Origin of the sequence: Streptomyces sp. NPDC059785 (genome assembly GCF_042732375.1) — a bacterium.
GTDB lineage: Bacteria > Actinomycetota > Actinomycetes > Streptomycetales > Streptomycetaceae > Streptomyces.
On the sequence record NZ_JBHWHV010000012.1, the window covers coordinates 100,402 to 120,642 of the forward strand.

Annotated in this window: 20 protein-coding genes and 1 pseudogene; 8 read left to right on the forward strand and 13 right to left on the reverse strand. The window is 70.5% G+C overall.

Annotated elements, in window-relative coordinates; translation table 11 throughout:
• Window positions 1-386 precede the first annotated feature (386 nt).
• The 4 genes from ACFV6E_RS12100 to ACFV6E_RS12115 all read right to left on the reverse strand — a co-directional run bounded on the left by ACFV6E_RS12100 (window position 387) and on the right by ACFV6E_RS12115 (window position 3,663).
• Window positions 387-1,085 (reverse strand): DUF402 domain-containing protein, encoded by a 699-nt coding sequence (locus ACFV6E_RS12100; RefSeq protein ID WP_385167609.1) that lies wholly within the window; start codon window positions 1,083-1,085, stop codon window positions 387-389.
• A 73-nt stretch (window positions 1,086-1,158) separates the two neighbouring features.
• Window positions 1,159-2,556 (reverse strand): class II fumarate hydratase, encoded by a 1,398-nt coding sequence (locus ACFV6E_RS12105; protein WP_385167610.1) that lies wholly within the window; start codon window positions 2,554-2,556, stop codon window positions 1,159-1,161.
• A gap of 57 nt (window positions 2,557-2,613) precedes the next feature.
• On the reverse strand, window positions 2,614-2,808 hold the full coding sequence (locus ACFV6E_RS12110) for a DUF397 domain-containing protein (protein ID WP_385460898.1): 195 nt from the start codon (window positions 2,806-2,808) through the stop codon (window positions 2,614-2,616).
• Between the two features lie 3 nt (window positions 2,809-2,811).
• The gene (locus ACFV6E_RS12115; RefSeq protein WP_385460900.1) at window positions 2,812-3,663 is read right to left on the reverse strand and encodes a helix-turn-helix domain-containing protein; all 852 of its coding nucleotides are present in this window, start codon (window positions 3,661-3,663) and stop codon (window positions 2,812-2,814) included.
• Between the two features lie 242 nt (window positions 3,664-3,905).
• Between ACFV6E_RS12115 and ACFV6E_RS12120 the strand changes: the two genes are divergently transcribed.
• Window positions 3,906-4,403 carry an ATP-binding protein gene (locus ACFV6E_RS12120; protein ID WP_385460903.1) on the forward strand — a complete coding sequence of 166 codons (498 nt, stop codon included), beginning with the start codon at window positions 3,906-3,908 and terminating at the stop codon, window positions 4,401-4,403.
• A 29-nt stretch (window positions 4,404-4,432) separates the two neighbouring features.
• Here the strand turns inward: ACFV6E_RS12120 and ACFV6E_RS12125 are convergent, their stop codons facing one another.
• Together ACFV6E_RS12125 and ACFV6E_RS12130 are read right to left on the reverse strand one after the other, a co-directional pair.
• Entirely contained in the window at window positions 4,433-5,143 is a 711-nt protein-coding gene (locus ACFV6E_RS12125) for a hypothetical protein (protein ID WP_385167618.1), read from the reverse strand.
• A 16-nt stretch (window positions 5,144-5,159) separates the two neighbouring features.
• Complete coding sequence (locus tag ACFV6E_RS12130; RefSeq protein WP_385167620.1) at window positions 5,160-6,836, reverse strand: fumarate hydratase; 1,677 nt, start codon at window positions 6,834-6,836, stop codon at window positions 5,160-5,162.
• Window positions 6,837-7,025: 189 nt separating this feature from the next.
• On the opposite strand from ACFV6E_RS12130, the gene ACFV6E_RS12135 reads away from it, so the two are divergent.
• Together ACFV6E_RS12135 and ACFV6E_RS12140 are read left to right on the forward strand one after the other, a co-directional pair.
• Window positions 7,026-7,787, forward strand: a complete 762-nt coding sequence (locus tag ACFV6E_RS12135; protein ID WP_385167623.1) for a DUF1707 domain-containing protein — start codon at window positions 7,026-7,028, stop codon at window positions 7,785-7,787.
• Window positions 7,788-7,986: 199 nt separating this feature from the next.
• Window positions 7,987-8,364, forward strand: coding sequence for a WhiB family transcriptional regulator (locus ACFV6E_RS12140; RefSeq protein ID WP_385167625.1), 378 nt, complete (start codon window positions 7,987-7,989; stop codon window positions 8,362-8,364).
• Window positions 8,365-8,456: 92 nt separating this feature from the next.
• Here ACFV6E_RS12140 and glpX read toward each other — a convergent pair whose 3' ends face one another.
• Window positions 8,457-9,494, reverse strand: coding sequence for a class II fructose-bisphosphatase (glpX, locus tag ACFV6E_RS12145; protein WP_385167626.1), 1,038 nt, complete (start codon window positions 9,492-9,494; stop codon window positions 8,457-8,459).
• A 125-nt stretch (window positions 9,495-9,619) separates the two neighbouring features.
• Here glpX and ACFV6E_RS12150 point away from each other — a divergent pair, with 125 nt between their 5' ends.
• Entirely contained in the window at window positions 9,620-10,138 is a 519-nt protein-coding gene (locus ACFV6E_RS12150) for a DUF4245 domain-containing protein (protein ID WP_385167628.1), read from the forward strand.
• Window positions 10,139-10,212: 74 nt separating this feature from the next.
• Here the strand turns inward: ACFV6E_RS12150 and ACFV6E_RS12155 are convergent, their stop codons facing one another.
• The 4 genes from ACFV6E_RS12155 to ACFV6E_RS12170 all read right to left on the reverse strand — a co-directional run bounded on the left by ACFV6E_RS12155 (window position 10,213) and on the right by ACFV6E_RS12170 (window position 14,822).
• Window positions 10,213-10,803 (reverse strand): malonic semialdehyde reductase, encoded by a 591-nt coding sequence (locus tag ACFV6E_RS12155; protein WP_385177987.1) that lies wholly within the window; start codon window positions 10,801-10,803, stop codon window positions 10,213-10,215.
• 778 nt (window positions 10,804-11,581) lie between these two features.
• Window positions 11,582-11,815, reverse strand: a complete 234-nt coding sequence (locus ACFV6E_RS12160) for an exodeoxyribonuclease VII small subunit (protein WP_385163128.1) — start codon at window positions 11,813-11,815, stop codon at window positions 11,582-11,584.
• A gap of 109 nt (window positions 11,816-11,924) precedes the next feature.
• Window positions 11,925-13,133 carry an exodeoxyribonuclease VII large subunit gene (gene xseA / locus ACFV6E_RS12165; RefSeq protein ID WP_385163130.1) on the reverse strand — a complete coding sequence of 403 codons (1,209 nt, stop codon included), beginning with the start codon at window positions 13,131-13,133 and terminating at the stop codon, window positions 11,925-11,927.
• A gap of 267 nt (window positions 13,134-13,400) precedes the next feature.
• Entirely contained in the window at window positions 13,401-14,822 is a 1,422-nt protein-coding gene (locus ACFV6E_RS12170) for an APC family permease (RefSeq protein ID WP_385460906.1), read from the reverse strand.
• A 118-nt stretch (window positions 14,823-14,940) separates the two neighbouring features.
• On the opposite strand from ACFV6E_RS12170, the gene ACFV6E_RS12175 reads away from it, so the two are divergent.
• Both ACFV6E_RS12175 and ppgK read left to right on the forward strand, forming a co-directional pair.
• Window positions 14,941-15,945, forward strand: a complete 1,005-nt coding sequence (locus ACFV6E_RS12175; protein WP_385460909.1) for a 4-hydroxy-3-methylbut-2-enyl diphosphate reductase — start codon at window positions 14,941-14,943, stop codon at window positions 15,943-15,945.
• A 56-nt stretch (window positions 15,946-16,001) separates the two neighbouring features.
• Window positions 16,002-16,757 carry a polyphosphate--glucose phosphotransferase gene (ppgK, locus tag ACFV6E_RS12180; protein ID WP_385460912.1) on the forward strand — a complete coding sequence of 252 codons (756 nt, stop codon included), beginning with the start codon at window positions 16,002-16,004 and terminating at the stop codon, window positions 16,755-16,757.
• Between the two features lie 84 nt (window positions 16,758-16,841).
• Here ppgK and ACFV6E_RS12185 read toward each other — a convergent pair whose 3' ends face one another.
• Entirely contained in the window at window positions 16,842-17,480 is a 639-nt protein-coding gene (locus ACFV6E_RS12185) for a DUF6542 domain-containing protein (protein ID WP_385460915.1), read from the reverse strand.
• A gap of 392 nt (window positions 17,481-17,872) precedes the next feature.
• Between ACFV6E_RS12185 and ychF the strand changes: the two genes are divergently transcribed.
• Together ychF and ACFV6E_RS12195 are read left to right on the forward strand one after the other, a co-directional pair.
• Entirely contained in the window at window positions 17,873-18,961 is a 1,089-nt protein-coding gene (gene ychF, locus ACFV6E_RS12190; RefSeq protein WP_385460918.1) for a redox-regulated ATPase YchF, read from the forward strand.
• Window positions 18,962-19,317: 356 nt separating this feature from the next.
• Window positions 19,318-19,830 (forward strand): topology modulation protein, encoded by a 513-nt coding sequence (locus ACFV6E_RS12195; RefSeq protein WP_385460921.1) that lies wholly within the window; start codon window positions 19,318-19,320, stop codon window positions 19,828-19,830.
• Between the two features lie 83 nt (window positions 19,831-19,913).
• Here ACFV6E_RS12195 and ACFV6E_RS12200 read toward each other — a convergent pair.
• Window positions 19,914-20,081: pseudogene (locus tag ACFV6E_RS12200) on the reverse strand (DNA mismatch repair protein MutT); the annotation flags it as partial.
• Window positions 20,082-20,241: the final 160 nt, after the last annotated feature.

Here is a 20,241-nt window from a genome sequence, read left to right on the forward strand (position 1 = left end):
GCCGCGCGTGCAGTTCGTCCCGCAGGAATGCCGATACCCGGATTACGTGTCCCAGGAACGGAATTCCCGCATCATCAGGACCGGGCCGGCCCGCCGTCGCCGTGACGGACGTGCCGCGCGGCGCGGGCGCCTGGGCCGCCGCCGGCGCGGACAGCCCGCCCGGCCGCCCGCAGGCCGTACCGGTGTAGCCCTCGTACCCCTCGCTCACGTCCTGCCGCCCCTCGGTGACATGTGATCAAGCCAAGCCCATGTTGCGGGAGTTGCCGCTGTGTGCCCTCCCGCCACCGGGCCACCACCCCTCAACGACGGTGCCGCGCACCACCCTTGACCCGTGTCTGATGCGGAGGACGATCCTACGTTTCTACCAGGGGGGTGCATCAAGGGTCTCATGCGGACACATGCGCGGGCGTACGGTCCCAGTCCTCAGGCAGTGACGGTACGCCCCAGGACGGATCCGGGCGCCAGTGCTGCCAGCCGTCCGAGAACGGCGGGCCCCAGGCGCGGATCACCTCCACCGCGGAGCGGCCCGCCTCCCGCACCTCTGCGGCGAGCCGTGAATCCATCAGGCCGACCCGCTGCGCCTGGGCGAACTCGTCCTCGTCCAGCCAGCGCCAACTGCGGTCCGGACGCACGGCGATGTCGAGGAAGTGGTCCCGGGAGTCGACGCCGCCGGACCAGCGGGCCAGCGGCTCCTCCAGGTTCACGTACCAGTTCTTGAAGCGCCAGCCCGGCTCCCAGAACAGCCAGACCGACCAGGCGTCGCCGGGGCGGGCCAGCTTCAGCACACCGGTGCCGGACCAGCGGTCGCGCCGTACCGCGCGCGGCTTGGTGTAGCGGGACTCCAGCGGCTCGGAGTGCACCGGTGTGCCGTCGGCGAGCACCGGCTTCACGCACTCCGTGCCGGGGGCCATCCAGGCCGCGAGCAGTTCGGCGTCGTCCCGTACGACGGTCACGGGGCGGCAGATGTGGAAGGCGTCACCGGCGTTCTCCCGGTACCGCCACAGGATCTGCTCCCCGGGGGCCCAGTGAGCCGTCGGCCCGTTCGCTTCCGTCTCCATGCGTCTCACCGCTCGACCGTCTGCCATGAACAGATATTAGGTGCCGGCGGCATACGACGCTGCGGTGCGGGTCACCCTTCGTCCCGCGGGACGGCTGCTGTTACGGATGTGTCATCCGCAGGACATCGAGCGCCTCGTCCAGTTGCTCCTGGGTGAGGTCCCCGCGGTCCACGTACCCGCTCTCCAGGACGACTTCGCGGATCGTCTTCTGCTCGGCGAGCGACTTCTTGGCGACCTTGGCGGCCTCCTCGTAGCCGATGTACTTGTTCAGCGGGGTCACCACGGACGGCGAGGACTCGGCGTACTCGCGGGCCCGGTCGCGGTGGGCGGTGATGCCGTCGACGGTGCGGTCGGCGAGCAGCCGGGAGACGTTCGCGAGGAGCCGGACCGACTCGAGCACGTTCTTGGCGATGACCGGGAGCATCACGTTCAGTTCGAAGTTGCCCGCGGCGCCGGCCGCGGCCACGGTCGCGTCGTTCCCCGTGACCTGGGCGGCGACCATCAGCGTGGCCTCCGGAATGACCGGGTTGACCTTGCCCGGCATGATCGAGGAGCCCGGCTGGAGGTCGGGCAGGCTGATCTCGGCGAGCCCGGTGCGCGGCCCGGACGCCATCCAGCGCAGATCGTTGGCGATCTTCGTCAGGCCGACCGCGATGGTGCGCAGCTGTCCGCTGGTCTCCACGATGCCGTCCCGGGCGCCCTGCGCCTCGAAGTGGTCGCGGGCCTCGGTGAGCGGCAGCCCCGTGGTGCGGGCCACCTCCTCGATCACCGCCGCCGAGAAACCGGCGGGGGTGTTGATGCCGGTGCCGACGGCCGTCCCGCCGAGCGGCAGCTCGGCGAGGCGCGGCAGCGACGCCTTCAGCCGCTCGACGCCGTACCGCACCTGCGCCGCGTACCCGCCGAACTCCTGCCCCAGGGTGACGGGGGTGGCGTCCATCAGGTGCGTACGCCCGGACTTCACGACATCGGCGAACTCCCCGGACTTGCGGCCCAGCGCGTCCGCGAGGTGCTCGAGGGCCGGGATCAGGTCCCGGGTGACGGCGGCGGTGGCCGCGATGTGGATGGACGACGGGAAGACGTCGTTGGACGACTGCGAGGCGTTCACATGGTCGTTGGGGTGCACGTCGCGGCCGAGCCGCTCGGTGGCGAGCGTGGCGATGACCTCGTTGGCGTTCATGTTGGACGACGTGCCCGAGCCGGTCTGGAAGACATCGACCGGGAAGTGCTCGTCCCAGCGGCCCTCGGCGACCTCCGCCGCGGCGTCCTGGACCGCCTGCGCGACGTCCTTGTCGAGCACCCCCAGCTCGGCGTTGACCTTGGCGGCGGCGGCCTTGATCCGCGCAAGCGCCTCGATGTGCGCCCGTTCCAGGTGCTGTCCCGAGACGGGGAAGTTCTCCACGGCCCGCTGCGTCTGGGCCCGCCACTTCGCGTGCGCGGGCACGCGGACCTCGCCCATGGAGTCGTGCTCGATGCGGTAGTCGTCGTTCACGTCGCTCATGTCTGGTAGAGCGTAGTGGGGGGTTCGGTTGTTCCCGGGGTACGGCGTGCCGACGGGTCACTGACGGGGCGTGCCTCGCAGGGCGGCTATCAGGTGGGCGATTTGGCGGGGGCCGGTGCTGAGGACGACGGCCGGTTCGTCGCTCTCGCGGAGGAGGATCGTTCCGTCGGACGCCGTGGCCACGTAGACGCAGTCGGAGCCGTCCGGGCTGAACGTCGACTTCTGCCAGGTGCGCTTGAGTATGACGGCCACGCTTCACAGGCTCCGCATGATGTCGGCGATGAGATCGCGGGAGGCGTCGGGCGCGAGCGCGACGGCTTCCATACGGTCGAGGATAGTGCGGTACTTGGTCAGCTGAGCCTGGGCGTCCAGGAAGTCGCATCCGTGGTGGGTGTCCAACTGCACGGTGTCCAGTTGCTCCCGCGTGCCCTGCACGTAGTTGATCGACTGGCCGTTCCCGGGGAACGCCGCGCAGCTGTAGGGGATCACGCGAACCGTGACGTGTTCCTCCTCGCTCAGGTCGAGCAACCGTGACAACTGGGCGCGGGCCGTGTCCCGGCCGCCGTACTGGATACGCAGCGCGGCCTCGTGCAGCAACGCTGCGTAGGCCGGTGGGGCGTCGCGGTACAGGACCGTCTGGCGCTTGATGCGGTGGGACAGGCGGTGCTCGATCTCGTGCGGGCGGAAGGCGGGCACGGCCTGGCCCAGCATGGCGCGGGCGTGGTCCTGGGTCTGCAGCAGGGCCGGGATGTGGATGGCCAAGGCGGCTTTCAGCGCGGTGGCGTGGTGTTCCAGTTCGGCGAGGTCGACGAGGTCGGGTGGCAGGTGCTCCCGGTACTCGTCCCACCATCCCCGGACCCGTCGGCCCGTCATGCCGACGAGAGCATCCACGAGCGGTTCGTCCGAGCAGGCGTACGCGAGGGCGAGCGCTCGTACACGGTCGGCGCTCACTGGATAGCGCCCGGCTTCGATCATGCTCAACCGCGCCTGTTGCAACCCCAGTCTGCGTGCGGCCTCGGTCGAGGTGAGGCCCGCGTGCTCGCGGAGCTTGCGCAGCTCTGCGCCGAGCCGTCGCTGACGCAGGGTGGGGGTGTTGGTGGGCGGCATGGGCTTCCTCTCGCACGTTCGACCGGCGGTTCGGCCGCTGTCCCTCACACGAGTGGATCCGTATGGGATATCACCTGCAAGGTAGTAGACCTATCACTTCCGGCTCTACGGTTCCGGTGTCAGCCGTTCAACCGCCATGACCGGTAAGCCGGAAGCGCACCGCGTACCCGTGTACGTGGCACTGCCACCGCACGACCGGGCGGATCAGGCGGCTTCTACTACACCAACCCCAGGAGCCCTTCATGGTCACCGTCGCCCCGCCGCAGCCTGCAACATGCGAGCTCTGGTCCTACGCCCTCCACCTCCCCTACGACCCCCGCGCCCCCCGCATCGCCCGCCGCACCCTCCGCGCCGTACTCACCGAGCACGGTCTGCGCGGACTCGCCGACCCGGCGGAGCTGCTGGCCTCCGAGCTGGTCTCCAACGCTTACCGGCACTCCGCAGGGCCGTCCGGCCTGAGGCTCCGCGCGCTCGGCGGTGGGCGGCTGCGGATGAGCGTGTGGGACACCGACCCGCGGATCCCGCCTCCGTTCGACCAGGGGCCGGGGCCGGGGCCGGGGTCGCGGCCGTTCGGCCCCGTGGTCGTGCCGCCGGACGGCGAGAGCGGGCGCGGGCTGTTCCTCGTGAGCCATTACGCGGACGACTGGGGCGGCCGGCCCCTCGACGACGACCTCTTCGGGCAGATCGGCAAGCTGCTGTGGTGCGAGTTCGGGACCTCGCCGAGCGCGGTCGGGCCCTGACCCGCCGTACGTGGGTGGGGCGCAACGTTTCAAGCGGCGGCCTGCGCGTACCGCGCCTCCAACTCCCGCAGGTACTCGCCGGGATCGGCCCAGCGCTGGTCCTGGGCGCCGTGCCGGTGGAGCTCCAGACGGCCGTCGGGGCGGACGCGGACGGTGGTCGTGGCGCGCCGCTCGACTCCGGGCGTCGCCGTGTGCGGGACGCCCGGTTCCGGCTGGGGCGTCCGCAGGACGGGGACGGTGGCGGGGAACATGGCCAGCGCCTCCGCCGTACTGGCGGCGGGCGGGCGGCCCGTGCGATTGGCGCTGCTGACGTACAGCACCGGGTGCTCGTCCAGCAGGGGCCGCAACGGCTCCCACCGGGCGCCGAACAGCAGCATCCAGCCGTCCTTGACCGCCGGGGGCGCCCAGTCCGGCGTACCGGCGCCGTCCCGCACCGGTACAAGAACGGTGAGGTGTTCCCGTGCCAGCATCCACCGGGCCATCGCCCTCTGGTCGGGGCCCAGGTCCCAGATGTCCTCCAGGACGCGCAGCGTGTCGGGATGGTGGGCCCACACGGCGACCGGCTGGTCACCGGGGCGGCCCTTGGCCTCGTTCACGCTCCTGGCGCGGGGGCCGGCGACGACGTGGGTGAGCGGCGCCGGGTTGGGGACCACCACGGCCGCCCCGTCCCGCAGGGCCTGTCCGGCTTGCGCGAGCGACACGGGCGCGCGGCCCGTGTGCTCTTCCGGTGGACCGGTCATGCGCTGCTCCATCGGATCAGCCGAGGCCGGGACCCCGGACCGGGATCGACGTGAACGTGGGCGCGGGCGCCGGGTCCTTGAAGAAGTCGTTCCCCTTGTCGTCCACCACGATGAACGCCGGGAAATCCTCGACCTCGATCTTCCAGACGGCCTCCATGCCGAGCTCCTCGTACTCGACGACCTCGACCTTCTTGATGCAGTCCTGCGCGAGCCGCGCCGCGGGCCCGCCGATCGACCCGAGGTAGAAGCCGCCGTGCGCGTCGCACGCGTCCGTGACCTGCTGCGACCGGTTGCCCTTGGCCAGCATCACCTTCGAGCCGCCCGCCGCCTGGAACTGCGCCACGTAGGAGTCCATCCGCCCGGCCGTGGTCGGGCCGAAGGAGCCGGACGCGTAGCCCTCGGGCGTCTTCGCCGGGCCCGCGTAGTACACCGGGTGGTCCTTCAGGTACTGCGGCATCTCCTCGCCGGCGTCGAGCCGCTCCTTGATCTTGGCGTGCGCGATGTCACGGGCGACGACGAGCGGCCCGGACAGCGAGAGCCGGGTCTTGACGGGGTACTTGGTGAGCTCGGCGAGAATGGCGTCCATCGGCTGATTGAGGTCGACGCGGACGACGTCCCCGTCCGACGCCCCCTCGCTGAGGGTCTCGTCCGTCGTCTCCGGCAGGAACCGCGCCGGATCGGTCTCCAGCTGCTCCAGGAAGACACCCTCGGCGGTGATCTTCGCGACGGCCTGGCGGTCGGCGGAGCACGAGACGGCGATGGCTACGGGGCACGAGGCGCCGTGCCGCGGCAGCCGCACTACGCGCACGTCGTGGCAGAAGTACTTGCCGCCGAACTGCGCGCCGATGCCGATCTGCTGCGTCAGCTCGAAGACCTTCTGCTCCAGGTCCTTGTCCCGGAAGCCGTGCCCGAGCGCCGAGCCCTCGGCCGGGATCTCGTCCAGGTAGTGCGCGGACGCGTACTTGGCCGTCTTCAGCGCGTACTCGGCGGAGGTGCCGCCGACGACGATCGCCAGGTGGTACGGCGGGCAGGCGGCCGTACCGAGCGAACGGATCTTCTCCTCCAGGAACTTCATCATGGAGGACTCGTTCAGGACGGCCTTCGTCTCCTGGTAGAGGAAGGACTTGTTGGCGGAGCCGCCGCCCTTGGCCATGAACAGGAACTTGTAGGCGCCGCCGTCGGTCGCGTACAGCTCGATCTGCGCCGGGAGGTTGGAGCCGGTGTTCTTCTCCTCCCACATGGTGAGCGGAGCCATCTGCGAGTACCGCAGGTTGAGGTTCTGGTAGGCGTCGTAGATGCCGCGGGAGAGCGCCTCCTCGTCGCCGCCCTGCGTCAGCACATTCTGCCCGCGCTTGCCCATGACGATCGCCGTGCCGGTGTCCTGGCACATGGGCAGCACGCCCGCGGCGGCGATGTTGGCGTTCTTCAGCAGGTCAAGGGCGACGAACTTGTCGTTGGACGACGCCTCGGGGTCGTCGATGATGCGGCGGAGCTGCGCGAGGTGGGCCGGGCGCAGATAGTGCTGGATGTCGTGGATCGCCTCTTCGGCGAGCTTGCGCAGCGCCTCCGGCCCGACCTTGAGGAAGGTGCGCCCGTCGGCCTCGAAGGTGGAGACACCCTCGGAGGTCACCAGCCGGTACGGGGTGGTGTCCTCTCCCTGGGGGAGCAGATCGGTGTACGCGAACTCAGGCATCTCGCCCATTCCTCTTTCCACAGACAGCGGCTGGCCTCCATGGGCAGCGCCCACCAGCGTAGGACGTGGTACGGACGCCGGGCTTGTGAGGTAAGGCTCAGTTCGAACACTGGACGATTTCGCCGGGGTTCATCCACAGGTCATGACAAGGGGTAGTCGCGATCTATCGCGTTTGGGTACGCTGCTGCCGTGGACCTTCAGAAGAGCGCCGCCCCGTCCGACCGCGGGCCCGTCCCGCCGACCGAGCTGCGCTGCTCCGACGCCGACCGCGACCGGGTCGCGGACATCCTGCGCGACGCCCTCGCCGAGGGCCGCCTCACCCCGGAGGAGCACGCCGAGCGGGTCGAGGGGGTGCTCGCCGCCAAGACGGTGGGCGAGCTCGACGTCTTCGTGCGCGACCTGCCCGCCGCGCACGAGCGCCGCGCGACACCGTCGTACGTGTCCGCGCCGAACCGCCCCGCGGAGGGCACGGTCCCGCTGGACGCCGACGAGAACGTGGTGGCGGTCTTCAGCGCCGCCGTCCGCAAGGGCCGCCGCCGCGCCGGCCGCCGCATCCACGCGTACGCGATCTTCGGCAGCGTGGAGATAGACCTCAGCGAGGCGATATTCGAGTACCAGCAGGTGGTGATCAAGGCGTTCTCCGTCTTCGGCAGCGTGGAGGTCCGCGTCCCGGAGAACGTGACGCTGCGCGGCAGCGGCGGCGGCGTCCTCGGCAACTTCGAGGTGGCCACGCTCGATTCGCGGGACCCGGAGGCCCCCGTGATCTACGTCGACGGGATAGCCGTCCTGGGCAGTGTCGAGGCACGGCCCAAGCGCGGCAGGCTCGTCGCCGACATCCTGGAGCGGGTGGCGGACCATGTGTCGGCGCGGGTCGACCGGGCCGCCGGCCGGGACGGTCGCGGACTGCTCGGCCGGGACGACCGCGGTTTGCGCAAACACCTGAGGCATTGACGCTTGTGAATCCGGCGGCTCCGGCGGCGGATCGGCCCAGCAGCACGGGCCGGCCCGCCCCGCGGACACCCTTGCCTTCGGAACTCAGTGCATAGGCACGCGCACAGCGGGTAGGGCTTGCTGCATCGTCTCTTGGAGGGCGCTGTGAACCAGTCCGCGGCGCCCGGCACGCTCGCGAAGCCGTCGTCAGGAGTAGACCGTGCTGCAACCGCCGCATCAGTCCCTGCAGGTAGCTGCCGTACCAGCCCAGCGGGCGCCAGTGCGGGAAAGGGATCAGGAAGCCCCGTGGCATACGGAGGCCGTGTGCCGGCGCGACGAGGCCGGCCTGTTCTTCGCACCCTCCAAGGAGCCGACCGCGGCCCGGCTGTCCCGTGAGGAAGCGGCGAAGCGGGTCTGCGCGCGCTGTCCCGTCATGGTCGAGTGCCGCGAGCACGCCCTGCTCCAGCCCGAGCCCTACGGGGTGTGGGGCGGCCTGACCGCAGCCGAGCGCCGCGTGGTGCTCGCCCGGCGCCGCCGCCGTGACCTGGAACTGAAGAAGGCCGCGCGCACCGCGGGGACGATAGCCGCGGCCGGATAGCAGACCGGCCGGAGACCCGGCCCGGAGGCCAGACATGACAGGGGCGCCCTCCCGCACGGGGGCGCCCCTGTGATGTGTCCTGTGTCCGGTCTCTACTTGGCGCGGTCGAAGTCGATCGCGCTGTAGGCCCGCAGCTTGCTGAGCCGGTGCTCCGAGGAGATCTCGCGGACCGTACCGGACTTGGAGCGCATGACGATCGAGTCGGTCGTCGCGGTCTCCGCGCGGTAGCGCACGCCGCGCAGCAGCTCGCCGTCCGTGATGCCCGTCGCCACGAAGAAGACGTTCTCCCCGGAGACCAGGTCGTCGGTGAACAGCACCCGGTCCAGGTCGTGCCCCGCGTCCAGGGCCCGCTGCCGCTCCTCGTCGTCCTTGGGCCACAGCTTGCCCTGGATGGTGCCGCCCAGGCACTTCACCGCGCAGGCCGAGATGATGCCCTCGGGGGTGCCGCCGATGCCGAGCAGCAGGTCGATGCCGGTGCCCTCGCGCAGGGCGAGGATCGAGCCGGCCACGTCGCCGTCCGAGATGAGCTTGATGCGCGCGCCGGTCTCCCGGATCTCCTTGATGATGCCGTCGTGGCGCGGCCGGTCGAGGATGACGACCGTGACGTCCTCGGGCGCGGACCGCTTGGCCTTGGCGACCCGCCGGATGTTCACGGCCACCGGGGCGTTGATGTCGACGAAGTCGGCGGCCTCCGGGCCGGTGACCAGCTTGTCCATGTAGAAGACGGCGGACGGGTCGAACATCGTGCCACGGTCGGCGGCGGCCAGCACGGCGATCGCGTTGGTCATGCCCTTCGCGGTCAGCGTCGTGCCGTCGATCGGGTCGACGGCGATGTCGCACTCGGGGCCGCTCCCGTCGCCCACCTGCTCGCCGTTGAAGAGCATCGGGGCCTCGTCCTTCTCGCCCTCGCCGATGACGACGACGCCGTTCATCGAGACGGTGGAGACGAGGGTCCGCATGGCACGTACGGCAGCGCCGTCGGCACCGTTCTTGTCGCCGCGGCCGACCCAGCGGCCCGCGGCCATCGCGGCGGCCTCCGTGACCCGGACCAGTTCCAGGGCGAGGTTGCGGTCGGGGGCCTCGGAGGGAACTTCGAGTTCGGACGGCAGGTGATGCTGATGCTCGGTCATCGGAGCGCACCTTTCTGATACGACGACGGCCGGATGAGGGTGGTCCCGACTCTATCCCCAGGTGGACAAAATGAGCAGGGGGGCCCACGGATGAGCAGGCCACCGTACCTGCGACCATAGGGGACGTGGCAGGTATGAGAGGCAAGCAGACGGTCCGGGACATGGTGCTGTCCCTGGGCCTCATCGGCATCGTTGCGGGATTCATCTATCTCTTCATTCCGCACGAGGAGGGCGAGCCCCCGCTCAAGCGGGTGGACTACTCCGTCGAGCTCCTCACGGCCCGCCGCGCCGCCTCGTACCCCGTGGCGGCCCCCGAGGGCCTGTCCGACTCCTGGAAGGCGACCTCCGTCCGCTTCAGCGGCGACAGCTTCGACGCCTGGCACCTGGGCTACCGCGCGCCCGGCGGCGAGTACGTGGCGGTGGAGCAGTCCACCCAGAAGCCGTCGACGTTCATCGACACCGCCAGCCAGGGCGCCGAGGAGACGAAGGCGACCCAGCGGATCGGCGACCACACCTGGCAGCGGTACCGGGGCGGCCAGTACGACGCCCTGGTCCTGAAGGAGAAGGGCTCCACGACGGTGGTGACCGGCACGGCGTCCTTCGAGCAGCTGACGAAGATGGCGCAGGCGCTGCGGACGTCCTGAGGGCCACCGCCCTCAGGTGGATATGGGAGGAGCCCCCGGCAAGCCGGGGGCTCCTCCCATATCCACCTGTGGGATCAGACCGTGGTGATGACCTGCTCCTGGGAGAGGCGCGGGGAGCGCGGGAACCAGGCGTCCTCGCCCGGCTTGCCGATGTTGACGATCATCAGCGGGGTGTGGTCGTCGTCCAGGAACTCCTTCTGGACACCGGCGAAGTCGAAGCCGGTCATGGGGCCGGCGGCGAGACCGGCGGCACGGACACCGATGATGAAGTACGCGGCCTGGAGGGCGGCGTTCAGGGCGGCGGCGCCCTCACGGACCGGGCGCTCGCTGAAGAAGGCGTCCTTGGCCTGCGGGAAGTGCGGGAGGAGCTGCGGCAGCTCCTCGTGGAACTCGTTGTCCGCGGAGAGGATCGCGACCAGCGGGGCGGTGGCGGTCTTCGGCTGGTTGCCCTCGGCCATGTGCTGCACGAGGCGCTCGCGGGCCTCGGGGGAGCGGACCAGGGTGATGCGCAGCGGCGACTGGTTGAAGGCGGTGGGACCGAACTTGACCAGCTCGTAGATGGCCTGCACCTGCTCGTCGGTCACCGGCTCGTCGGTGAACGTGTTAGCGGTACGGGCCTCGCGGAACAGCAGGTCCTGGGCGGCGGGGTCGAGAACGAGAGACATTGCCAACAACCTTCTTCTGACGTGCGTGGTGAGCCGTCGGTCCGCAGTACCCGGCCGACGTCACCGACAGTACGCCGACACGGTTTAAGATTCAACCAAAACGGGAGCGTGGTGATCCGCTTCACAGGAGGGGGACCGGAGAGGGCTTCAACCGGGGTGCGGCGCCGGGGAGGCCCGTACCGTCAGGGAGTGGTGCCGACGGCGCAACCGGGATCGTACGGACCGGACCGTGTGGGCGGTGTAACCGGGGTCGCACGGACCGGCCGTGTGGGCGGTGTGGCCGGGATGGTAGGGACCGGACCGTGTGGGCGGTGTGGTTGGGATCGCACGGACCGGACCGTGTGGCCGGGATGGTAGGGACCGGACCGTGTGGGTGGTGTGGCCGGGATGGTAGGGACCGGACCGTGTGGGTGGTGTGGCCGGGATGGTAGGGACCGGACCGTGTGGGCGGTGTGGTTGGGATCGCACGGACTGGACCGTGTCGGCGGTGTGGCCGGGATCGCACGGAAGGGGCCGTGCCGGTACATCAAATGCCCGTCGATCACGTGGTCGCACACCAACGGGAGCATGTGACCGCCGGAGGTGACCGCGGGAGCGACGGGCGGATGTACCGGCGCGGCCCCGACCCACCCACCGGCAGGCCGCCAACCACTCGGCGGCACGCTGCCGCGCTCCCTGGCCGACCCGGGCCCCGTCCTGTCGCCGGAAGAGGCGCCGGAAGAGGCGCCGGAAGTGGCGCCGAAACAGGCGCTGAGGCAGGCGCCGGTGCGTCGTCCGGTCAGGCCCCGGACGGCCGCTCCTCCTCGCCGTCCTCCTCCGCAAGCGCCGCGTCCAGCCGGGCCCGCGCGCCGTCCAGCCAACGCCGGCACACCTTCGCCAGCTCCTCGCCACGCTCCCACAGCGCGAGCGACTCCTCGAGGCTCGTGCCGCCCGCCTCCAGCCGGCGCACGACCTCGATCAGCTCGTCCCGCGCCTGCTCGTACCCGAGGGTCTCGTCCGTCTTGCTGGTCATGCGCCCACCCTAAGCATCGCTACAGAAAGCACCGCTACACACGGCACAGCTACACACGGCACCGCTACACACGGCACCGCTACACACGGCACCGCTACACAAACCACCGCTACACATCGACTCGTACAGTGAAGTCGCCCTCGGCGACCCGCGCCCGCAGCGCCTCGTCCGCACCGACGTCCTCCGGCGCACGGACGACGTGACCGTCCGACTTCTGAAGCACCGCGTACCCCCGCTTCAACGTCGCGGCGGGCGAGAGCGCCACCACGCGCGCGTGGGTGTGCGTCAGCTCGGAGTCGGCCCGGTCGAGCTGGTGGCCAAGGCAGCGCCGACCGCGGTCGAGCAGCGAGTCGACCTGGGCCGCCCGCTCGTCGACCATGCGGTACGGATCCTCTATCGACGGCCTGGCCAACGCGTGCGCGAGCCCGCGCTCCTCACGCTCGACGAAGGCCCGCACACAACGCCGCGCCCGGTCCCGCAGAAACGCCACCCGCTCCAGCTCCTCGCCCACGTCCGGCACGACCTTCTTGGCCGCGTCGGTCGGCGTGGACGCCCGCAGGTCGGCCACGTGGTCGAGCAGCGGATTGTCCGGCTCGTGCCCGATGGCCGAGACGACCGGGGTCCGACACGACGCCACCGCCCGGACCAGCTGCTCGTCCGAGAACGGCAGCAGGTCCTCCACGCTGCCGCCGCCCCGGGCCACGATGATCACGTCCACGCCGTCGTGCGCGTCCAGCTCCTTGACCGCCTGGACGACCTGCGGCACCGCGTGCACCCCCTGGACGGGAACGTTGCGCACCTCGAAGCGGACGGCGGGCCAGCGGTGCCTGGCGTTCTCCAGGACGTCCCGCTCGGCGGCGGAGGCACGTCCGCAGACCAGCCCGATGAGCTGCGGCAGGAACGGCAGCGGCTTCTTGCGCTCGACCGCGAACAGCCCCTCACGCGCGAGACTCTTCTTCAGCTGCTCCAGGCGGGCCAGCAGCTCGCCGACGCCGACCGGCTTGATCTCCGAGGCGCGCAGCGAGAGCTGGCCCCGGGGCGCGTACCACTCGGGCTTGGCGAGGACGACGACGCGCGCGCCCTCGCTGACCACGTCGGCCACCGCGTCGAACACCTGCCGGTAGCAGGTCACGCTCACCGAGATGTCGTGCGACGGGTCGCGCAGCGTCATGAAGACGACGCCCGCGCCAGGGCGCCGTGACAGCTGGGTGATCTGCCCCTCGACCCACACCGCGCCGAGCCGGTCGATCCAGCCACCGATGAGCCGCGACACCTCACCGACGGGCAGCGGGGCGTCCGCGGAATTGTTCACAGCCATGCGCCCGAGCGTAATGGCCACCACCGACAACGCCCGGACGCCTGGGACGGATGGCCTGCGTAGGCCGAAGGCTTACAGACGATGGGGATGCACCTCGGCGCGCGCCGGACCGCGCGGCCCAGCACCCGACGTACGCCCCGAACGAGCCGGCGCCAGTCGGCCTCACGAGCCGGCGCCAGTCGGCCTCACGAGTCGGCGCCAGTCGGCCTCACGAGTCGGCCTCACGAGTCGGCCCCACGAGCCGCCCCCACGAGCCGCCCCCGAACGTCACCGCGCCCCAGACGACCGAGGCCCCGGAACATCCGGCACCCGCCCCCGCTGAACGATCAGCACCGCAACCCCGACCACCAGCCATACCGCCCCCACCACCTGAGCCGCCCCGGACGCCTCGACGATCACCGCGACGGTGATCGCCGCGCCGACGACCGGTACGAGCAGGTGCCGCCACCAGACGACCGCCCCGCCCGGCCCCCGGCGCCGTACGGCGAACCAGCCCACCACGCTCGCGTGCAGCAGCGTGAAGGCGGTGAGCGCCCCGATGTCGACGACGGACACCAGCTGGTCGAGACCGTCGTCGCGCCGCGCCGCCCAGACCGCGGCGACCAGCGTGATGACGGCCGCGCACAGCACCGCGGCGCGCGGCACCCCGGAGTCGGTCCGCGACAGCGCCCGCGGCAGCCGCCGCTCGCGGGACATCGCGAAGAGCAGCCGCCCGGCCGCGGCCTGCCCGGCGAGCGCCGCGAACGCCGCTCCGACCGCCTTGCTCACGGCCACCAGATTGTGCAGCCAGGTGCCCACAGAGACGTCGACGGCGTCGTAGAACGCGGACCCCTGGGCGGCGGGATCGGCGGCGAGCCGGGCGGACGGCAGCGGTTCGAGCAGCGCCACCAGATACGTCTGCGCCACGAAGAGCACACCTGTCAGCAGCAGACAGAACAGCACCGCACGGGCCACCTTCTCCGACCCGCCGGTGACCTCCTCGGCGAACGAGGCGATGGCGTCGAAGCCCAGGTAGGACAGGACGGCGACCGAGACCGCGCCGATCACCGCGGACAGCGCGAACGCGCCCTGGGACCCGTCGCCGGACAGCGGCGACAGCCACCCCCGTTCGGCCCCCTCGCGCGCGAGGACGACGATCGCGGACACCACGAACACCAGCAGGACGACGATCTCCAGCGCGAGCACCAGGAAACCGACCCGGGCCGCGGCCCGTACCCCCCAGAGGTTCAGCAGGGTCGTGACGACGACGGCGAGCGCGGTCCACACCCACTGGGAGACCTCCGGGACCAGGGCGTTCAGCGCGATCCCGGAGAAGAGGTAGGCCACCGCTGGGATGAGCAGATAGTCCAGCATCGCCATCCAGCCGGCGATGAACCCGGCCTCCTTGCCGAGCCCCACGCGCGCGTAGGCGAACACCGAGCCCGCCTGGGGGACGACGCGCACCATCTGGGCGTAGCTGAAGGCGGTGAACGCCATCGCGACGGTGGCGACGACGTAGACCAGCGCGACCGCGCCGTGCGACTTGGCGTCGAGGGTCCCGAAGATGCCGACGGGCGCCATGGGGGCGATGAACAGCAGCCCGTAGACGACCAGGTCGCGGAAACCGAGGGTGCGCCGCAGCCCGCGTCCGCGGTCGTGTTCCCCGCCGGGACCGCCCGCCGCACCGGGCGTGGTCTGCGTGTGGGACATCCGTGCCTCCGAGCGTCGCGCCTGGCCCCGCCCCTCCCGTAAGTCGACAGTGCCCCCACCCGTACCCGACCAGTGTCCCCAAAAGGACGAACATCGACCTGCCGAGCGCGGCCTTACGATGGGTCGCATGACTGCTTCGTCTGGCCGCCGTGTCCTGCTCGCCGCCCCCCGTGGCTACTGCGCGGGTGTGGACCGCGCCGTGATCGCCGTCGAGAAAGCGCTCGAGCAGTACGGGGCCCCCATCTACGTCCGGCACGAGATCGTCCACAACAAGTACGTGGTGCAGACCCTGGAGCGGAAGGGCGCCATCTTCGTCGAGCGGACGGAGGAGGTCCCCGAGGGGTCCATCGTCATGTTCTCGGCGCACGGCGTCGCCCCGGTCGTCCACGAGGAGGCCGCGGCCGGCAGGCTCGCCACCATCGACGCGACGTGCCCGCTGGTCACGAAGGTCCACAAGGAGGCCGTCCGCTTCGCCAAGGAGGACTACGACATCCTCCTCATCGGCCACGAGGGCCACGAGGAGGTCATCGGCACCTCCGGCGAGGCCCCCGAGCACATCACCCTGGTCGACGGTCCCGAGGACGTCGCCAAGGTCGAGGTCCGCGACCCCTCCAAGGTCGTCTGGCTGTCCCAGACCACGCTGTCGGTGGACGAGACCATGGAGACGGTGGACGCGCTGAAGGAGAAGTTCCCGCAGCTCATCTCCCCGCCGAGCGACGACATCTGCTACGCCACGCAGAACCGCCAGCTCGCCGTGAAGCAGATGGGCGCCGAGGCCGACCTGGTCATCGTGGTCGGCTCGCGCAACTCCTCCAACTCCAAGCGCCTGGTCGAGGTGGCCAAGCTCGCGGGCGCCCGTACGGCGTACCTGGTGGACTTCGCCGACGAGATCGACGAGGCGTGGCTCGAGAGCGTGACGACGGTCGGCGTGACCTCGGGCGCCTCCGTCCCGGACGTCCTGGTCGAGCAGGTGCTCGAATGGCTCTCCGCCCGCGGCTTCGAGGACGTCGAGATCGTCAAGGCGGCCGAGGAGTCCATCACCTTCTCGCTCCCGAAGGAACTCCGCCGGGACCTGCGCGCGGAGGCGGCGGCACTGATCGAGGAGCGTACGTCGGGCAAGTGAAAACCCCTGACCCCCTCCGGTGAGTGACTGTCAGTCGTACGACGTAACGTAGAGCCATGCAGATCTTCGGCGTGGACATCGGCGGTTCCGGCATCAAGGGTGCTCCGGTGGACCTGGATCAGGGCGTGCTGGCCCAAGAGCGTCACAAGGTGCTGACTCCGCATCCGGCCACGCCGGACGCGGTGGCCGACGGCGTCAAGGAGGTCGTCGACCACTTCGGCTGGACCGGCCCCGTGGGCATCACGTTCCCTGGTGTGGTCACCGGCGGCTCGACGGTGCGCACGGCGGCCAACGTGGACAAGGGCTGGGTCGACACCGACGCGCGTGCGCTGCTCAGCGAGCGGCTCGGCGGTCTCCCGGTGACGGTGCTGAACGACGCGGACGCGGCCGGCGTCGCCGAGATGCAGTTCGGCCAGGGCCGCGACCGCCAGGGCACGGTCCTCCTGCTCACGTTCGGTACGGGCATCGGCAGCGCCCTCTTCAGCGACGGCGTCCTGGTCCCGAACACCGAGCTCGGCCACCTGGAGCTGCACGGCCACGACGCGGAGAAGCGCGCCTCCACCAAGGTCAAGGAGGACCAGGACCTGAGCTGGGAGGACTGGGCGCACCGCGTCCAGAAGTACCTCGCGCACCTGGAGATGCTCTTCTCGCCCGACCTGTTCATCATCGGCGGCGGCGTCAGCCGCAAGGCGCACAAGTTCCTGCCGCTGATCCAGGGCATCAAGGCGGAGATGGTCCCGGCGGCGCTCCAGAACAACGCGGGAATCGTGGGAGCGGCGATGCGCGCGGCGAAGGCGGCGCAGGCGCTCTGACGGCTGGACGGCCTGCCGTGCCGGCGCCGGACGTCACCGGGAACACCGAGGCGCCGCCCGGGTCGGTCCGGACGTGCGACCGGATCAGACCGGACGACGACGCGGCCGAGTCGCCGCAGCGGGGCGGGGCGCAGCCGTGGGGCCCGCGGCCGTGGGGTTCGCAGCCGGTTGGTCCGCCGCGGGGTGAGCCCCAGCCGGACGAGCCGTAGCTCCAGCCGCCTGAGCCGCACCCGGTTGGACCGCGGCTGAACGCGGCGCGGCCGAACGTGGCGCGGCTGACTGCGACGCGGCTGACCGAGGCGCGGCCGCCCCGTGGACCTGTGGCGGCCGCCGCTGGGCGGCCGCGGCGGCGGCAGCCTTGCGCCCCATCTGCCGCACCTTCCGCACGGACGAGATGAGCCCCGCGACGAGCGTCCCGCCGTACAGCCAGCCCGCCTGGGTGGCGAGGGCCGTGACGAGCCCCATCAGGTGGCCGCCGAAGCCCTTGCCGCCGTCGGCGACGGGCAGCATCCCGAAGGCGAAGGCGATCGGTACGACGACGGGCGCGGAGACCAGGTCGCCGGGCCGCACCCAGACGGCGGTCAGCGCGCAGACCGGCAGGAAGAGCACCCCGTACACCGTCAGCGACGCCCCGAACAGCAACTGGTCGAGGCAGGCCACGGCGAACATCAGCGCACCGCAGAACAGCCCGCTGCCGAGCCCGGTGAGCCGGGGGTTCGGCATCCGCCGTGCTCCCCGTGCCACCGCCGGGACCGGCCGTCGGCCGGGCGCGGCACTCTGCCGGACCCCCTGCCCGCCCCGTGCGGCGGCCGAGGGGCCGCGCCGGCCGGCGGGCGCGGCGGGCCGACCGGCGCCGGATCCGCCGCGTCCCGTCTGCGGGGGCAGCGGCGTACCGCGTCGGGCTCTGGGCTGCGGGGAACGCGTGCTGTGTTGCTCCACCGAACCAACTTAGGTCGGTTAATGTGCCGAATGACGCCTGGGACACGCCGTTGGGCAGACCTTGGCCAAGCGTTCGATACGTCGCCGGTGCGGGATGCCGCACGCCGTAGACTGGTGGATCGGCCCGCTCACCGCGCAGGCCCAGCCGCCCATCCTCACGTACGGGAAGTCGCAACGTGTCGCTCACGATCGGAATCGTCGGTCTGCCCAACGTCGGCAAGTCGACCCTGTTCAACGCCCTGACCAAGAACGACGTGCTGGCGGCCAACTACCCGTTCGCCACGATCGAGCCGAACGTCGGCGTGGTCGGCGTCCCCGACGCCCGCCTCACCAAGCTGGCCGAGATCTTCAGCTCGCAGCGGGTGCTCCCGGCGACGGTCGACTTCGTCGACATCGCGGGCATCGTGAAGGGCGCCTCGGAGGGCGAGGGCCTGGGCAACAAGTTCCTCGCGAACATCCGCGAATCCGACGCGATCTGCCAGGTCATCCGCGCTTTCGCGGACGAGAACGTCGTCCACGTCGACGGCAAGGTCTCGCCCAAGGACGACATCGAGACGATCAACACCGAGCTGATCCTCGCCGACCTCCAGACGATCGAGAAGGTCCTGCCGCGCCTCCAGAAGGAGTCGCGGATCAAGAAGGACGTGGCGCCGAAGGTCAAGGCGGTCGAGGAGGCGAAGGCCATCCTGGAGAAGGGCGAGACGCTCTTCTCGGCGGGCATCGTCCAGGGTTCCGGCAACGAGGAGCTCCTGCACGACCTCCACCTCCTCACCACCAAGCCGTTCCTCTACGTCTTCAACGTCGACGAGGACGAACTGACCGACGAGGACTTCAAGAACGAGCAGCGCGCCCTGGTCGCCCCCGCCGAGGCGATCTTCCTCAACGCCAAGCTGGAGGCGGACCTCGCCGAGCTCGACGAGGAGGACGCGATGGAACTCCTCGAGTCGGTAGGCGCCGAAGAGCCGGGCCTCGCGACACTCGCCCGAGTCGGCTTCGACACCCTCGGCCTCCAGACCTACCTGACGGCAGGCCCGAAGGAATCCCGCGCCTGGACCATCAAGAAGGGCGCCACGGCCCCCGAGGCGGCCGGCGTGATCCACACCGACTTCCAAAAGGGCTTCATCAAGGCGGAGGTCATCTCCTTCGACGACCTGGTGACCACGGGCGCAGTAGCCGAGGCCCGAGCGAAGGGCAAGGCCCGCATGGAGGGCAAGGACTATGTGATGCAGGACGGGGACGTGGTGGAGTTCCGGTTCAACGTTTAACTAGCTCCGCAGCATCTATGTGGCGACCTGGCAAATGCGCAGGTCAGGCGGGGTCGCTCCGATTCGGAGCGACCCCGTCGCTGTGTCCGACGCTGTTTCCGCGCTGTATGAGCTGACGGGTCGTCACCTATTGTCGTCCTTGGTCATCCGTACTGTTGCTGGGTTGGAGCTGGGTGCGGCTCGCGAAAGCGCGCTGTATTTGAACCTTCGTGGGTGCGGATCTCGTCGTAGCCGGATGTTGCGACGACTGGAATCGTTGCTTACTGACTGTAGGCAGGCTGCGCGGGAATGGCAGGCTCCGACGAACGAGGCCTCGCGTCACCGCCGGCCACCCGATCTCTACACGCTGGAGCACCTTGAAGAAGGTCGCTGTCGTCGGCTGCGGGGGCAGCGGCAAATCGCACGTGGCCCGCGAACTGGGCAGGGTTCTCGGCGCCCCGGTAACGCACCTGGACGCCGCGTTCTACGACGATGAGTGGAACGCGCTACCCATGGACAAGTTCACCGACCTGCAACGCGAGCTGGTCGCGCGGCCGCGGTGGGTGATCGACGGGAATTACAACTCGACGCTGCAGGTCCGGCTCGAAGCCTGCGACACGGTGGTCCTGATGGATGTGTCGACCGTGGCGGCGCTGTACGGGGTCATCTCCCGGCAGATCCGGCATGGGGCGGGGCACCAGGGCAACGGTGTGCACAACCGCATCCACTGGGGCGTGATCAAGTACGTCGTCACGTACCGTCGCAGGATGCGGCCCCGGGTCATGGCGAAGATCGAGGAGTTTGCCGTCGGCCGAGCCGACGTGGTGCTGCTGGCCAACCGGCGGCGGACTCGCCGCTGGCTGCGGAAGGTCGCCGCCGAGCAGTCCTGAAGGTGCCGCGCCCTCGCATGGAAGTGCGGGCCACCTGGCCCCCGCTGCGGGAGGTGCAGGTCACGGTGGCGCAGTGCTGGTCCTTACTTCCACCCGTCCAGCGACGCCTGGGGGCCGTCGGCGAGGTAGCGGTGGACGGCGCTCGGAGTGGTGTCCACGAACTCTTCTGGGATGGCATCGGCATCGACCCAGCGGACCTGGGCGTGTTTGCGGGGTTCGCGGTTTTCGGCTTCGCCGGTCCATTCGTGGGCCGGAGCACCGTACGCTCCGGCCGAGGAGAACCGCGGCGGCGGCCTGGAGGCGTTGGGCGCGGTGTTGTCCGAGAGCGGGCGCGGCTTGCACATCGTCCACGAACTCACCGGAGGTGACTGGGGGTTCCTGAGCCGTAGGGGGACGGAATCCGTCTGGTTC

Bases quoted from the DNA above. Each gene is read 5' to 3' on its own strand.
- xseA (WP_385163130.1), bottom strand. From the start codon at position 13,133: ATGGCTGTGAACAATTCCGCGGACGCCCCGCTGCCCGTCGGTGAGGTG.
- ACFV6E_RS12175 (WP_385460909.1), top strand. From the start codon at position 14,941: ATGGGTCGCATGACTGCTTCGTCTGGCCGCCGTGTCCTGCTCGCCGCC.
- ACFV6E_RS12170 (WP_385460906.1), bottom strand. From the start codon at position 14,822: ATGTCCCACACGCAGACCACGCCCGGTGCGGCGGGCGGTCCCGGCGGG.
- ACFV6E_RS12130 (WP_385167620.1), bottom strand. From the start codon at position 6,836: ATGCCTGAGTTCGCGTACACCGATCTGCTCCCCCAGGGAGAGGACACC.
- ACFV6E_RS12115 (WP_385460900.1), bottom strand. From the start codon at position 3,663: ATGCCGCCCACCAACACCCCCACCCTGCGTCAGCGACGGCTCGGCGCA.
- ACFV6E_RS12160 (WP_385163128.1), bottom strand. From the start codon at position 11,815: ATGACCAGCAAGACGGACGAGACCCTCGGGTACGAGCAGGCGCGGGAC.
- ACFV6E_RS12105 (WP_385167610.1), bottom strand. From the start codon at position 2,556: ATGAGCGACGTGAACGACGACTACCGCATCGAGCACGACTCCATGGGC.
- ppgK (WP_385460912.1), top strand. From the start codon at position 16,002: ATGCAGATCTTCGGCGTGGACATCGGCGGTTCCGGCATCAAGGGTGCT.
- glpX (WP_385167626.1), bottom strand. From the start codon at position 9,494: ATGACCGAGCATCAGCATCACCTGCCGTCCGAACTCGAAGTTCCCTCC.
- ACFV6E_RS12125 (WP_385167618.1), bottom strand. From the start codon at position 5,143: ATGACCGGTCCACCGGAAGAGCACACGGGCCGCGCGCCCGTGTCGCTC.
- ACFV6E_RS12100 (WP_385167609.1), bottom strand. From the start codon at position 1,085: ATGGCAGACGGTCGAGCGGTGAGACGCATGGAGACGGAAGCGAACGGG.
- ACFV6E_RS12120 (WP_385460903.1), top strand. From the start codon at position 3,906: ATGGTCACCGTCGCCCCGCCGCAGCCTGCAACATGCGAGCTCTGGTCC.
- ACFV6E_RS12155 (WP_385177987.1), bottom strand. From the start codon at position 10,803: ATGTCTCTCGTTCTCGACCCCGCCGCCCAGGACCTGCTGTTCCGCGAG.
- ACFV6E_RS12185 (WP_385460915.1), bottom strand. From the start codon at position 17,480: ATGCCGAACCCCCGGCTCACCGGGCTCGGCAGCGGGCTGTTCTGCGGT.